We start from the raw sequence: 13,252 nt of genomic DNA, 5'->3' as shown, positions 1-13,252 counted from the left end.
AGCCTGCCCCCGCACGCACGAGTGCGGGGGCAGGCTTTAGGGTGTGCCCCCGTGACTGTCTTTGATGATCAAGAGATTCCCGGCCGCTTCGGCCCCACCGCCACCACCGAGGCCGACCCGCGCGAGGTCGGCCGGGTGAAGACCGAGTACTCCCCCGCGCACGACGGCGACCCGGACCCCGGTGAGATCGTGTGGACGTGGGTGCCGTTCGAGGAGAACGACGGGCGGGGCAAGGACCGGCCGGTGGTCGTCGTGGCCCGGGAGGCGGCCGGCACCTTCCTCGCCGTGCAGCTCTCCAGCAAGGCGCACGTCGGCGACCGGGACTGGGTGCCGATCGGCAGCGGTCCCTGGGACCGGACGGGCCGCGACTCCTGGGTGGCGGTGGACCGCGTGATGCGGCTGCACGAGGAGGGCATGCGCCGCGAGGCGTGCGCGCTCGACCGGATGCGGTTCAACCTGGTGGTGCACCGGCTGCGCGAGCGCTACGGCTGGCACTGAGGACGCGCCTCGGCGCCCTGGCCGTCAGGCTCCGGTACGCGTGAGCGCCGTCAGCTCCCGCACGAAGGCCTCGCGGACCACGGCGCCCCGCGTGCGGTCCAGCACGCCGAACACCACGTGCTCGAAGGCCCGCTCGAAGCGTCCACCGGCGCCGAGCAGCCCCCGGAAGGCCCCCGCCACCCGCACCGGGTCGTTGCGGAACACCCCGCATCCCCAGGCCCCGAGCACCAGCCGCCGGTAGCCGAGCGCGGCCGCGGTCTCCAGGACACGCTCCGCCCGTACGCCGAGGGCGCGCGGCAGCTCGGACGCGCGCTCCGGCATGCGGCTCAGGACGACTCCGGCGTTCGGGGCCGCGGCGGTGAGGAAGCCGGCGAGGTACGGCTGGTCGAGCAGGTCGCCCCGGTCGTCCCGGAAGACGGGCACGGCCGGGGAGTGGACGACCCGGTCGGTGTAGAACGGGTCGCGGTGGGCGCGGTGGTGGTCGTAGAACTCCGGGGCCCGCAGCAGGCAGGTGTACAGCGCGGAGGCGCGGCACAGGGCCTCCTCCTGGGCCTGCGCGCCGTTGAGGTAGCCGCCGCCGGGATTCCGGGCGGAGGCGAAGTTCAGGACGGCCACCGGGTTCGACGGGTCGGCCAGCCGGCGGGCGGCCTCCAGACTGCTCTCGGCCGTGACCTCGACGAGCGTGTCCGCTTCGGTGGCCGGTGGCACCGGAACCGGGTACGGGCCGTACATCCGGGTGGCGGATCGCGCGGCCTCGATCGCCGCGGCGAGGAGGACCTCGCGGCCGTCCGGTGCGACGTACGTCCCCGCCGCCACGATCTCCTCGGTCCCGCGCGCGATGCCGCGCAGGCGCGCGCTCATCGCGCCACTCCCGTGAAGGCCTCGACCGCACACTCCGCGCTGCCGCTTCGGTCACTCACCGTGTTCCCCCGTCGTGCTCATGTGCGCATCCTGAGCGATGCTGGTGATGCGCCGCAACGGAGTTTCCCGGCATCGTGACGGCCGGGAGACGGGTACGGAAACGGAGTTCGTCGATCCGGAACCCCTCCGCTGGGCGCCCTTGTGCGAACGGGCGCGAGGGTCTTGGGTGGAACGAGTGCCTGCCCGGGCCGACTGGGGCCGGGCCGGTGACATGGTGGAATCTCAGGAGGATCCCGACATGTCAGATTCGGCAAGCGACGCTTCGGATTCGGTGAGCGGCTGTACGCGGCGCCGTACGGCCGTCACCGAGGCCGAGGTCGAGGCGCTGGTCCACGGCATCTGCTTCAAGACCGGACCGCCCCGCGCCCTCGGTGTCGAAGTGGAGTGGATCGTCCATGAGCTGCGCGCGCCGCAGCTCCCTCTGACACCCGAACGGCTCGCCGCGGCCTACGCCGCACTGCGCGCCGTGCCCCTGAAGTCGGCACTCACCGTCGAACCCGGCGGTCAGCTCGAGCTCAGCTCGCCGCCCGCCGGCTCCCTGATGGAGTGCATCTCCGTCGTCTCCGCCGATCTCGACGCGGTCCGCGCGGTCCTGAGCGAGGACGGCCTGGGCCTGCTCGGCATCGGCCACGATCCCTGGCACGTACCGCGCCGGTTCCTGCGCGAGCCGCGGTACGACGCCCTGGAGGCCTGCCTGGACCGTACGGGCCCCGCCGGCCGGCGCATGATGTGCACCTCGGCGTCCGTGCAGGTGTGCGTGGACGCCGGGTACGAGGAACCGGGTCCGCTCGGCCACACGCGGCGCTGGTGGCTGGCGCATCAGCTGGGCCCGGTACTGGTGGCCGCGTTCGCCAACTCGCCGCTGGTGCAGGGGCAGCCCACGGGCTGGCGCTCCACTCGGCAGTTGTTCTGGACGCAGATCGGTCCCGCCCGCGCCGGCGCTCCCCCGCTGGAGGGCGATCCGCGCGCGTCCTGGACCCGGCACGTGCTGGACACCCCGGTGATGTGCGTCCGCCAGGACGACGGTCCCTGGCAGGTGCCCGAGGGGCTGACCCTGCGCGCGTGGGCCCGTACGGGCGAGCCCCGGCCGCCCACCCGGGAGGACGTCGACTACCACCTCACCACGCTGTTCCCGCCGGTCCGGCCGCGCGGTCATCTCGAACTGCGCATGATCGACGCGCAGCCCGGCGACGACGGGTGGATCGTGCCGCTCGCCGTGACGGCGGCGCTGTTCGACGATCCGGAGGCGGCGGAGACGGCGTACCGGACCGTGAAGCCGCTGGCCGAGCGGAGCCTGGCGCGGCCCGCGCCGCACAACGCGCTGTGGATCGACGCCGCCCGGTCGGGACCCGCCGACCGGGAGCTGCGGGAGGCCGCGGTCATCTGTTTCGCGGCCGCCCTGGAGGCGCTGCCCCGGCTCGGGGCCACCCCCGAGGTCACCGCGGCCGTGGCGGCGTACCGAGACCGCTATGTCGTCCGCGGCCGCTGCCCGGCCGACGACCTGCTGGACCGCGGGGCCGACGGCACCGGCCGCCGCCCCCTTGGGAAGGACGTCCCGTCATGACCGTCCCCGACACCTCCGATCCTTCCGAAACCTCCGGACCCGACGCCGAGGCCCTGCGCGGGCGGGCGCTGGCCGCGCTCACCACGGCCCGCGCCCGCACGACACTGCTGACGAGCTGTGTCGACGGGCCCGACCTCACCGCGCAGCACTCGCCGCTGATGTCCCCGCTGGTGTGGGACCTCGCCCACATCGGCAACCAGGAGGAGCTGTGGCTGCTGCGGGCGGTCGGCGGCCGGGAGGCGATGCGCCCCGACATCGACCCGCTGTACGACGCCTTCGAGCACCCGCGCGCGGAGCGGCCCTCGCTGCCGCTGCTGGCGCCCGAGGAGGCGCGCTCGTACGCGGCCGAGGTGCGGGGGCGGGCGCTCGATCTGCTGGAGAGCACCGCGTTCCACGGGACGCGGCTGACCGAGGCGGGCTTCGCCTTCGGGATGATCGCCCAGCACGAGCAGCAGCACGACGAGACGATGCTGATCACGCACCAGCTGCGCAAGGGCCCGCAGGCGCTCACCGCCCCGGACCCGGATCCCGCGCCGCCGTTCACCGGTCCGGCCGAGGTCCTCGTCCCCGGCGGTCCGTTCACCATGGGCACCTCCACCGAGCCGTGGGCGCTGGACAACGAACGCCCGGCGCACCGGCGCGAGGTGGCACCCTTCCACCTCGACACCACGCCGGTGACGAACGCCGCGTACCAGGCGTTCATCGTGGACGGCGGCTACGACGAGGAGCGCTGGTGGGCGCCGGAGGGCTGGGCGCACATCCGGCAGCACGGGATCGGCGCCCCGCTGTACTGGCACCGCGACGGCGAGCAGTGGCTGCGCCGCCGCTTCGGCGTCACCGAGGTCGTGCCGCCCGACGAGCCGGTGCTGCACGTCTCCTGGTACGAGGCGGACGCGTACGCCCGCTGGGCCGGGCGCCGGCTGCCCACCGAGGCGGAGTGGGAGAAGGCGGCCCGGCACGACCCGGTGTCGGATCGCTCGACGCGCTACCCGTGGGGTGACGCCGACCCCGCCCCGGAGCACGCCAACCTGGGCCAGCGGCACCTGCGTCCAGCGCCGGCCGGGAGCTACCCGGCCGGTGAATCACCGTTGGGGATCAGGCAGTTGATCGGCGACGTGTGGGAGTGGACGGCGAGCGACTTCCTGCCGTACCCGGGCTTCACGGCGTTCCCGTACAAGGAGTACTCGGACGTGTTCTTCGGGCCCGAGTACAAGGTGCTGCGCGGCGGTTCGTTCGCCGTGGACCTGGTGGCGTGCCGGGGCACGTTCCGCAACTGGGACTATCCGGTCCGGCGGCAGATCTTCTGCGGCTTCCGCACGGCGCGTTCTGTGGAGGCGGATGCCTGATGTGCCGTCATCTGGCCTATCTGGGACCACAGGAGCCGCTCGGGCGGCTCCTGCTGGATCCCCCGCACAGCCTGTACCAGCAGTCGTGGGCGCCGCGACGGCAGCGGCACGGAACGGTCAACGTCGATGGTTTCGGGGTGGGTTGGTACGCGCCGGGCGACCCGGTGCCCGCCCGCTACCGGCGGCCCGGGCCGATCTGGTCGGACCTGTCGTTCACCGACCTGGCCCGGGTGGTACGCACGGGCGCGCTGCTCGCCGCGGTGCGTGACGCGACGCTGCCGGGCGCGGACGGGGAGGCGGCGGCCGCGCCGTTCGCGGCGGGGCCCTGGCTGTTCAGCCACAACGGCGCCGTGGCGGGCTGGCCCCACGCGGCGGCGCCCCTGGTGTCCACCCTCTCCCCGGTCGAGCTGCTGTCGCTGGAGGCCCGCAACGACGCGGCGTTCGTGTGGGCGCTGGTCCTGCACCGGCTGCGCGCCGGCACCGAGGTCGGCCGGGCGCTGGCCGAGACGGTGCGCGAGGTGGCGGAGGCGGTCCCCGCCTCCCGGCTCAACCTGCTGCTCACCGACGGCACGACCATCGCGGCCACGGCCTGGGGCGACAGCCTCTGGTACCTCCCCGAGCCGGTCGCGGGCGAGGGAGTCGCCGTCGCCTCCGAACCGTACGACGACGATCCGCGCTGGCGGGAGGTCCCCGACCGCACCCTGCTCACGGCGAGCCGCACCGGCGTGCTGCTCTCCCCGATCGCGAGCCCGGCACACAGCCAGGTGCACCGCCCGGAATCCGTACCACCGAAGGAGCCCTGCACGTGAGTCCCCTGCGAGTCACCCGCACCCTCCCCGAGGACGCCACGGACGCCGCCCTGCGCGCCGACGTCCAGCACGGCCTCACCGCCACCCCCAAGACACTGCCGCCGAAGTGGTTCTACGACGCCCGCGGCAGCGAGCTGTTCGAGGAGATCACCGGGCTGCCCGAGTACTACCCGACCCGGGCCGAGCGCGAGATCCTCGCCGACCGGGCCGCCGAGATCGCCGCTGCGACCCATGCCCGCACGCTCGTCGAACTGGGCTCGGGTTCCTCGGAGAAGACGCGGTACCTCATCGACGCGCTCACCGGCCTCGACACGTACATCCCGGTGGACGTCAGCGAGAGCGCGCTCACCCAGGCGGGCGAGGCCCTCGTCGCGGACCGGCCGGAACTCGCCGTGCACGCCGTGATCGCCGACTTCACCGGCCGGATGACCCTGCCGCAGGCCCCGCAGCCCCGCCTGGTCGCCTTCCTGGGCGGCACCCTCGGCAATCTGCTCCCCGCCGAACGCGCCGCCTTCCTGGCCGCCGTCCGCTCCCTGCTGGCGCCGGGCGACGCGCTGCTGCTGGGCACGGACCTGGTCAAGGACGAGAAGGTGCTCGTCCGGGCGTACGACGACGAGGCCGGGGTGACGGCCGAGTTCAACAAGAACGTCCTGGCCGTCGTCAACCGCGAGCTGGGCGCCGACTTCGAACCCGGCGCCTTCGAGCACGTGGCGGTGTGGGACACGGAGAACGAGTGGATCGAGATGCGGCTGCGCTCCCTTGCGGCGCAGACCGTCAAGGTGCCCGCGCTCGGCCTGGCCGTGGACTTCGCGGCGGGCGAGGAGCTGCGCACCGAGGTGTCGGCCAAGTTCCGCAAGGAGGGCGTGGCGGCGGAACTCACCGCGGCGGGCCTGGAGCTGACCCACTGGTGGACCGACGCCCAGGACCGTTTCGCGCTGTCGCTGAGCATGGCCCGCTGAAGAGACCCGGGGTGCTCGCGCTCGCGCTCCGTTCGCTTGTGCGGCACCGTGGATGACGTGACGTGACGTGTGAGACACCCGTCACCCGTGAAGAGGAGCACCCGTATGACCGATCACACCTACCGGGTCACGGAGATCGTCGGCACCTCCCACGAGGGCGTCGACCAGGCGATCCGCAACGGGATCGCCCGTGCCGGCCAGACCCTGCGCAACCTGGACTGGTTCGAGGTGACGCAGGTCAGGGGGCAGCTGGAGAACGGGCAGATCGAGCACTACCAGGTCTGCATGAAGGTGGGCTTCCGCATCGAGGACCAGGCCTGAGGTCCTGACCAGCCGCTCAGGATGCGAACCGGGTCCCGGGCGGAGACCCTGGGAGACGGAACCTCTATTCGGCTAGGAGGGTTGCCATGTCCATCATGGACAAGCTCAAGGACATGCTGAAGGGCCACGAGTCGCAGGCGAACAAGGGCATCGACCAGGTCGGCGACCGCATCGACGACAAGACCCAGGGCAAGTACAAGGGTCAGGTCGACACCGCCCAGCAGCGCATGAAGGACGAACTCGGGGGCCAGGACCGGGACATCCCTCCGCACCCGTAGCAGCTGCGGCCACGGGTGATGCTCAGCCCCCACGATCCCTACGTCCGCGTCCAGGGCGCCCGCGAGCACAATCTCAAGGGCGTCGACGTGGACATCCCCCGGGACGTGCTGGCCGTGTTCACGGGCGTCTCCGGCTCGGGGAAGTCGTCGCTGGCGTTCGGCACGATCTACGCCGAGGCCCAGCGGCGCTACTTCGAGTCGGTGGCGCCGTACGCGCGCAGGCTGATCCACCAGGTGGGGGCGCCGAAGGTCGGTGAGATCACCGGGCTGCCGCCCGCCGTCTCGCTCCAGCAGCGGCGCTCGACGCCGACCTCGCGCTCGTCCGTCGGCACGGTCACCAACCTCTCCAACTACCTGCGCATGCTGTACTCGCGCGCCGGTGACTATCCGCCGGGCGCCGAACTCCTCTACTCCGACGCCTTCTCCCCCAACACCCCGATCGGCGCCTGCGAGGAGTGCCACGGCATAGGGACGATCCACTGGACCACCGAGGAGTTGATGGTCCCGGACCCCTCGCTGTCGATCCGGGAGGGCGCCATCGCCGCCTGGCCGGGCGCCTTTCAGGGCAAGAACCTGCGCGACATCCTGGACACGCTCGGCATCGACGTCGACCGGCCGTGGCGCGAGCTGGATCCGGAGCAGCGGGAGTGGATCCTGTTCACGGACAAGCAGCCGGTGGTCACGGTGCACCCGGTGCGCGACGCCCACAAGATCCAGCGGTCGTACCAGGGCACGTACATGAGCGCCAACCGGTACGTGCTGAAGACGTTCGCGGAGTCCAAGAGCCCGCATCTTCGGCGGAAGGCCGAGAGCTTCCTGGTCACCGCGCCCTGTCCGGCGTGCCACGGCACCAAGCTGCGGCCGGAGGCGCTGGAGGTGACCTTCGGCGGGCACAATATCGCCGAACTGGCCGGACTGCCGATGACGGACCTGGTCGGCCTGCTCGACGCCACGGCGAAGCGGGAGGGCACGTCGGAGACGGCCCGGGTGCTGTGCGAGGACCTCAGGGAGCGGATCGCGCCGGTCCTCGAACTCGGCCTGGGATACCTCAGCCTGGACCGTCCCACCCCCACCCTCTCGGCGGGCGAGCTGCAACGGCTGCGCCTCGCCACGCAGTTGCGCTCGGGACTCTTCGGTGTCCTGTACGTCCTCGACGAACCGTCGGCCGGACTGCACCCGGCGGACACCGAGGCGCTGCTCACGGTGCTGGAACGGCTGAAGGCGGCCGGCAACTCGGTGTTCGTGGTCGAGCACCATCTGGACGTCATGCGGGGCGCCGACTGGGTGGTGGACGTCGGCCCGCACGCGGGCGAGCACGGCGGCCGGGTGCTGCACAGCGGACCGGTCGCGGACCTCGCCTCGGTCGCGGAGTCGGCCACGGCCCGCTACCTCTTCGACCGCGCTCCCGCCCCCGCCCGCGAACTGCGCACACCGAGCGGCCAGTTGACCGTCGGGCCCATCACCAGGCACAACCTGCGCGAGCTGACGGCCGAGTTCCCGCTCGGCGTGTTCACCACGGTCACCGGCGTCTCCGGATCCGGGAAGTCCACGCTCATCGGCGAGATCACGGAGGAACTGGAAGGGGTCGGCCGGCTGGTCTCGGTCGACCAGAAGCCGATCGGGCGCACCCCGCGCTCCAACCTGGCGACGTACACCGGGCTGTTCGACGTCGTCCGCAAGCTGTTCGCCGCCACCGACGAGGCACAGAAGCGCGGTTACGGCGTCGGGCGGTTCTCCTTCAACGTCGCGGGCGGCCGCTGCGAGACGTGCCAGGGCGAGGGGTTCGTCAGCGTCGAGCTGCTCTTCCTGCCGAGCACGTACTCCCCGTGCCCGGACTGCGGCGGCGCCCGCTACAACCCCGAGACGCTCGAAGTGACGTACCAGGGCAAGAGCATCGCGGACGTGCTCGACATGACGGTGGAACGCGCGGCGGAGTTCTTCGCAGACACTCCGTCGGTCTCCCGCAGCCTGAGCGCCCTGCTCGACGTGGGCCTCGGCTATCTGCGCCTCGGCCAGCCCGCCACCGAGCTGTCCGGCGGCGAGGCCCAGCGCATCAAGCTCGCCAGCGAACTCCAGCGCGGCCGCCGCGGCCACACCCTCTACCTCCTCGACGAACCGACCACCGGCCTCCACCCGGCCGACGTCGACGTGCTGATGAGCCAGCTCCACGGCCTGGTCGACGCCGGCCACACGGTCGTCGTGGTCGAGCACGACATGTCGGTCGTCGCGGGCGCCGACTGGGTCATCGACCTCGGCCCGGGCGGCGGCGACGCGGGCGGCCGCATCGTGGCGGCGGGCACGCCGGCGGAGGTGGCGGGGGCGGAGGGGAGTGTGACGGGGCCTTATCTGGCGCGGGCGATGCAGCCGTAGCCCTAGCCGGGACTTCCGTGTATCGCGGGCGTATCGAAAACCGCATACGCCACCGCAACGCCCCTCCGTCTCCAATGGGTTCGTGAACCACAACGCATCCCTGTCAGCACCGCCCCGCCACACGCTCAGGATCGTGCTCCTCGGCCTGGCGATCCTCGCCATGGCGAGCGCCGCGTTCGTCGTGCGGGGGCCGCTCATGATGTCCGCTCCGACGTGCATGGCCGGGCGGTGGCACGGCTGCTTCGACACGTTCAACGGCGTGGTGCTCATGACGCTGGTCGCGCTGCCGTTGGCCGCGCTGGTGGTGTGGCTTCTGGCGCGCCGTCGGCGTGCCGCCGGTGTCATATCGGCGTGGCGGATGTCGCTGGCGGAGGTGGGCATGGTCCACGGGACGATGCCGTTCCTGTGGCTGACCATGATGCCGGGCGCCGGGGCGGGCGTCGTCCCCGCCCGGGTGAGCCTGGTACCACTACGGGACCTGGTCACGATGGGGACGCTCGGCATCGTCGGCAACCTGCTGGTCTTCGCGGCGCTGGGGTTCTTCGCCCCGATGCGGTTCGCGGCGCTGGCGTCCGTGCCGCGGATCCTGGCGCTCGGGGCGGGCTGCTCGGTCCTGGTCGAAACCGCGCAGTACGCGCGCGTGACCTGTGCCGGGAGAGCGGATGTGGGGTTGTTGAATGCCGAGGGACGGTGACATGCGAGACGGGGCCGGGGATGAGCACCACTCCCGGCCCGCCCGTCCGCCCCCTGCCGGCGAACGTCTGGAGCTAGCGCTTGGCCGCCTTGCGGGTGGCGCGCAGCCATTCCCTGTTCATGCTGGTGATGGACATCAGCGGGATGCCCTTGGGGCAGGCGGTGGCGCACTCGCCGGTGAGGGTGCAGCCGCCGAAGCCCTCGTCGTCCATCTGAGCCACCATGTCCAGGACGCGGCTCTCGCGCTCGGGCGCGCCCTGCGGGAGGACGTTGAGGTGGTTGACCTTGGCGGAGGTGAACAGCATCGCCGCGCCGTTCGGGCACGCGGCCACGCACGCCCCGCAGCCGATGCACTCGGCGTGCTCGAAGGCGAAGTCGGCGTCCGGCTTGGGCACCGGCGTCGCATGGGCCTCCGGCGCGGAACCGGTGGGCGCGGTGACGTAGCCCCCGGCCTGGATGATCCGGTCGAACGCCGACCGGTCCACCACCAGGTCCTTGATCACCGGGAAGGCGGAGGCCCGCCACGGCTCGACGTCGATGGTGTCGCCGTCCCGGAAGGACCGCATGTGCAGTTGGCAGGTGGTGGTGCGCTCGGGCCCGTGCGCGTCGCCGTTGATGACGAGGGAGCAGGCGCCGCAGATGCCCTCGCGGCAGTCGTGGTCGAAGGCGACCGGGTCCTCTCCCTTGAGGATGAGCTCCTCGTTGAGGGTGTCGAGCATCTCCAGGAAGGACATGTCCGGGGAGATGCCGTCCACCTCGTACGTGGACATCGCGCCGTCGGCGTCTGCGTCGCGCTGCCGCCAGACGCGCAGGGTGAGCTTCATGCGTAGCTCCGCTGGGTGGGGTAGACGTACTCGAAGACCAGGTCTTCCTTGTGCAGGGTGGGGGCCGCGCCCGTGCCCGTGAACTCCCAGGCCGCCGCGTAGGAGAACTCCTCGTCCCTGCGGGCGGCCTCGCCGTCCGGGGTCTGGGACTCCTCGCGGAAGTGACCGCCGCAGGACTCGGCGCGGTGCAGCGCGTCGAGGCACATCAGCTCGGCGAGTTCGAGGTAGTCGACGATGCGGTTCGCCTTCTCCAGCGACTGGTTGAACTCCTCGCCGCTGCCGGGCACCTTGATGCGCCGCCAGAAGTCCTCGCAGATCTCCGGGATGCGCTCCAGGGCCTTGCGCAGACCCTCTTCGGTGCGGGCCATGCCGCAGAACTCCCACATGAGTTCGCCGAGTTCGCGGTGGAAGGAGTCGGGGGTGCGGTCGCCGTCGACGGCGAGGAGCAGGTTGATCCGGTCCTCGGTCTCCGCCAACACCTCCTGCACGGACGGGTGTTCGTCCGTCACCGGCTCCTGGTGCGGGTGGCGCGCCAGGTAGTCGTTGAGGGTGGCCGGCAGGACGAAGTAGCCGTCCGCGAGGCCCTGCATGAGCGCCGAGGCGCCGAGCCGGTTGGCGCCGTGGTCGGAGAAGTTGGCCTCGCCGATCGCGAACAGGCCGGGGACGGTGGTCTGGAGGTCGTAGTCGACCCACAGTCCGCCCATCGTGTAGTGCACGGCGGGGTAGATCCGCATCGGCACCTCGTACGGATCCTCGTCGGTGATCCGCTGGTACATGTCGAAGAGGTTGCCGTACTTGGCCTCGACCGCCTTCCGCCCCATGCGCTTGATGGCGTCGGCGAAGTCCAGGTACACGCCCTGACCGCCGGGGCCCACTCCCCTGCCCTCGTCGCAGACGTTCTTCGCTGCGCGCGAGGCGATGTCGCGCGGGACCAGGTTGCCGAAGGAGGGGTAGATGCGCTCCAGGTAGTAGTCGCGCTCGTCCTCGGGGATGCGGCCTGGCGGGCGGGTGTCGCCCTTGGCCTTCGGCACCCAGATGCGGCCGTCGTTGCGCAGCGACTCGCTCATGAGCGTGAGCTTGGACTGGTGGTCGCCGGTGCGCGGGATGCAGGTCGGATGGATCTGGGTGAAGCAGGGGTTGGCGAAGTAGGCGCCGCGCCGGTGCGCCCGCCAGACGGCGGTCGCGTTGGAGTTCATGGCGTTGGTCGACAGGTAGAAGACGTTGCCGTACCCGCCGCTGGCGAGGACGACGGCGTCCGCGAAGTACGTGTCGATGCGGCCGGTGACGAGGTCGCGGGCGACGATGCCGCGCGCCCTGCCGTCGATGACGATCAGGTCGAGCATCTCGGTGCGCGGGTGCAGTTCCACGTTCCCGGCGGCGATCTGCCGGGACAGGGCCTGGTAGGCGCCGAGCAGAAGCTGCTGGCCCGTCTGACCGCGGGCGTAGAAGGTGCGGGAGACCTGGACGCCGCCGAAGGAGCGGGTGTCGAGCAGGCCGCCGTACTCGCGCGCGAAGGGCACGCCCTGGGCGACGCACTGGTCGATGATCTCGACGGAGATCTGGGCGAGCCGGTGGACGTTGGACTCGCGGGCGCGGAAGTCGCCGCCCTTGACGGTGTCGTAGAACAGCCGGTGCACGGAGTCGCCGTCGTTGCGGTAGTTCTTCGCGGCGTTGATGCCGCCCTGCGCGGCGATGGAGTGGGCGCGGCGTGGGGAGTCCTGGTAGCAGAACTGGACGACGTGGTAGCCCTGTTCGGCGAGCGTGGCACCGGCCGAGCCGCCCGCGAGACCGGTGCCGACGACGATGACGGTGTGCTTGCGGCGGTTGGCCGGGTTGACCAGCTTGGCCTCGAAGCGGCGCTTGTCCCAGCGCTCGCCGACCGGTCCCGAGGGGGCCTTGGAGTCGGCGACGGGTTCGCCGGTGACGTAGTCGGTGTAGGTCATGTCAGCTCACCACTCCGGTCATGACGCCCACGGGTACGGCGATGAAGCCGGCCGTGAGCAGAGCTGCGAGAACGTTCGCGGCGGTCTTCAGGGCGCGGTCGCGGCTGCGGCTGCCGGCGCCGAGGGTCTGGGCGGCGCTCCAGAAGCCGTGCCGGATGTGCAGGCCGAGCGCGAGCATCGCGACGATGTAGATCACGTCGCCGTACCAGGTGGAGAAGGTGTCCACGACGTTCTGGTAGGGGTGGCCCGGCTGGAAGCCGCCGGAGTGGACCGTGCCGGTCGTCAGGTCGAGCAGGTGCCAGACGATGAACAGGCCGAGGATGATCCCGCCCCAGCGCATGGTGCGCGTCGCGTAGCTCGCCCGGGGCCTCGGGTGAACGTACTTGACCGGGCGCGCCTTGATGCCGCGCCGGCTGAGCTGGTAGGCGCTGACGGCGTGTGCGACGACGGCGGCGATCAGCACCACGCGGACGGTCCACAGCGTCCACTCGTGGTGCATGAACGGCTCGCCCACGGTGCGCAGCCAGTGCCCGTAGTGGTTGAACTCGGCGGCGCCGAAGAAGATCTTCAGATTGCCGATGACGTGGGCGACCAGGTAGAGCAGCATGATCAGGCCGCTGGCGGCCATCACCGTCTTCTGGCCGACGGTGCTGTCCCACACGGTGCGCGTCATGGACGGTCGTCGGTCCGTCCGCGTTGCCAGTGCCATGGCAAGCACGCTAAGGC

At 71.6% G+C, this 13,252-nt stretch carries 13 protein-coding genes; 9 read left to right on the top strand and 4 right to left on the bottom strand.

Going from position 1 to position 13,252, the window contains the following annotated elements; translation table 11 throughout:
• Positions 1-51 precede the first annotated feature (51 nt).
• A complete protein-coding gene (locus QFZ74_RS27945) occupies positions 52-498 on the top strand; it encodes a type II toxin-antitoxin system PemK/MazF family toxin (protein ID WP_307623608.1) in 447 nt (148 codons plus the stop codon).
• Between the two features lie 24 nt (positions 499-522).
• Here the strand turns inward: QFZ74_RS27945 and QFZ74_RS27940 are convergent, their stop codons facing one another.
• Positions 523-1,359 carry a TIGR02452 family protein gene (locus QFZ74_RS27940; RefSeq protein WP_307623607.1) on the bottom strand — a complete coding sequence of 279 codons (837 nt, stop codon included), beginning with the start codon at positions 1,357-1,359 and terminating at the stop codon, positions 523-525.
• A gap of 298 nt (positions 1,360-1,657) precedes the next feature.
• Between QFZ74_RS27940 and egtA the strand changes: the two genes are divergently transcribed.
• The 8 genes from egtA to QFZ74_RS27900 all read left to right on the top strand — a co-directional run bounded on the left by egtA (position 1,658) and on the right by QFZ74_RS27900 (position 9,760).
• Positions 1,658-2,983, top strand: coding sequence for an ergothioneine biosynthesis glutamate--cysteine ligase EgtA (egtA, locus tag QFZ74_RS27935; protein ID WP_307623606.1), 1,326 nt, complete (start codon positions 1,658-1,660; stop codon positions 2,981-2,983).
• Positions 2,980-4,329 carry an ergothioneine biosynthesis protein EgtB gene (gene egtB, locus QFZ74_RS27930; RefSeq protein WP_307623605.1) on the top strand — a complete coding sequence of 450 codons (1,350 nt, stop codon included), beginning with the start codon at positions 2,980-2,982 and terminating at the stop codon, positions 4,327-4,329. The genes egtA and egtB overlap by 4 nt, the downstream gene beginning before the upstream one ends.
• Entirely contained in the window at positions 4,329-5,138 is an 810-nt protein-coding gene (gene egtC / locus QFZ74_RS27925; RefSeq protein ID WP_307623604.1) for an ergothioneine biosynthesis protein EgtC, read from the top strand. Before egtB ends, egtC begins: the two co-directional genes overlap by 1 nt.
• Positions 5,135-6,097: an L-histidine N(alpha)-methyltransferase gene (egtD, locus tag QFZ74_RS27920; protein ID WP_307623603.1), complete on the top strand. Its 963-nt coding sequence runs from the start codon at positions 5,135-5,137 to the stop codon at positions 6,095-6,097. The genes egtC and egtD overlap by 4 nt, the downstream gene beginning before the upstream one ends.
• A gap of 105 nt (positions 6,098-6,202) precedes the next feature.
• Positions 6,203-6,418, top strand: coding sequence for a dodecin (locus tag QFZ74_RS27915; protein WP_307623602.1), 216 nt, complete (start codon positions 6,203-6,205; stop codon positions 6,416-6,418).
• 86 nt (positions 6,419-6,504) lie between these two features.
• Positions 6,505-6,696, top strand: coding sequence for an antitoxin (locus QFZ74_RS27910; protein ID WP_307623601.1), 192 nt, complete (start codon positions 6,505-6,507; stop codon positions 6,694-6,696).
• An 18-nt stretch (positions 6,697-6,714) separates the two neighbouring features.
• Positions 6,715-9,066: an excinuclease ABC subunit UvrA gene (locus tag QFZ74_RS27905; RefSeq protein ID WP_307623600.1), complete on the top strand. Its 2,352-nt coding sequence runs from the start codon at positions 6,715-6,717 to the stop codon at positions 9,064-9,066.
• An 82-nt stretch (positions 9,067-9,148) separates the two neighbouring features.
• Positions 9,149-9,760 (top strand): VanZ family protein, encoded by a 612-nt coding sequence (locus QFZ74_RS27900; protein ID WP_307623599.1) that lies wholly within the window; start codon positions 9,149-9,151, stop codon positions 9,758-9,760.
• A gap of 73 nt (positions 9,761-9,833) precedes the next feature.
• Here the strand turns inward: QFZ74_RS27900 and QFZ74_RS27895 are convergent, their stop codons facing one another.
• From QFZ74_RS27895 to QFZ74_RS27885, 3 genes are read right to left on the bottom strand one after another with little or no spacing between them, the layout of a single operon-like run.
• Positions 9,834-10,583, bottom strand: a complete 750-nt coding sequence (locus QFZ74_RS27895) for a succinate dehydrogenase/fumarate reductase iron-sulfur subunit (RefSeq protein ID WP_307623598.1) — start codon at positions 10,581-10,583, stop codon at positions 9,834-9,836.
• Positions 10,580-12,526, bottom strand: coding sequence for a fumarate reductase/succinate dehydrogenase flavoprotein subunit (locus tag QFZ74_RS27890; RefSeq protein ID WP_307623597.1), 1,947 nt, complete (start codon positions 12,524-12,526; stop codon positions 10,580-10,582). The genes QFZ74_RS27895 and QFZ74_RS27890 overlap by 4 nt, the downstream gene beginning before the upstream one ends.
• Before the next feature lies 1 nt (position 12,527).
• A complete protein-coding gene (locus QFZ74_RS27885) occupies positions 12,528-13,199 on the bottom strand; it encodes a succinate dehydrogenase (RefSeq protein WP_307624303.1) in 672 nt (223 codons plus the stop codon).
• Positions 13,200-13,252: the final 53 nt, after the last annotated feature.

This window comes from Streptomyces sp. V3I7, from assembly GCF_030817495.1.
GTDB lineage: Bacteria > Actinomycetota > Actinomycetes > Streptomycetales > Streptomycetaceae > Streptomyces.
The sequence above is the reverse complement of the archived record's forward strand: the minus strand, read 5'-3'. Positions and strand labels throughout refer to the sequence as shown.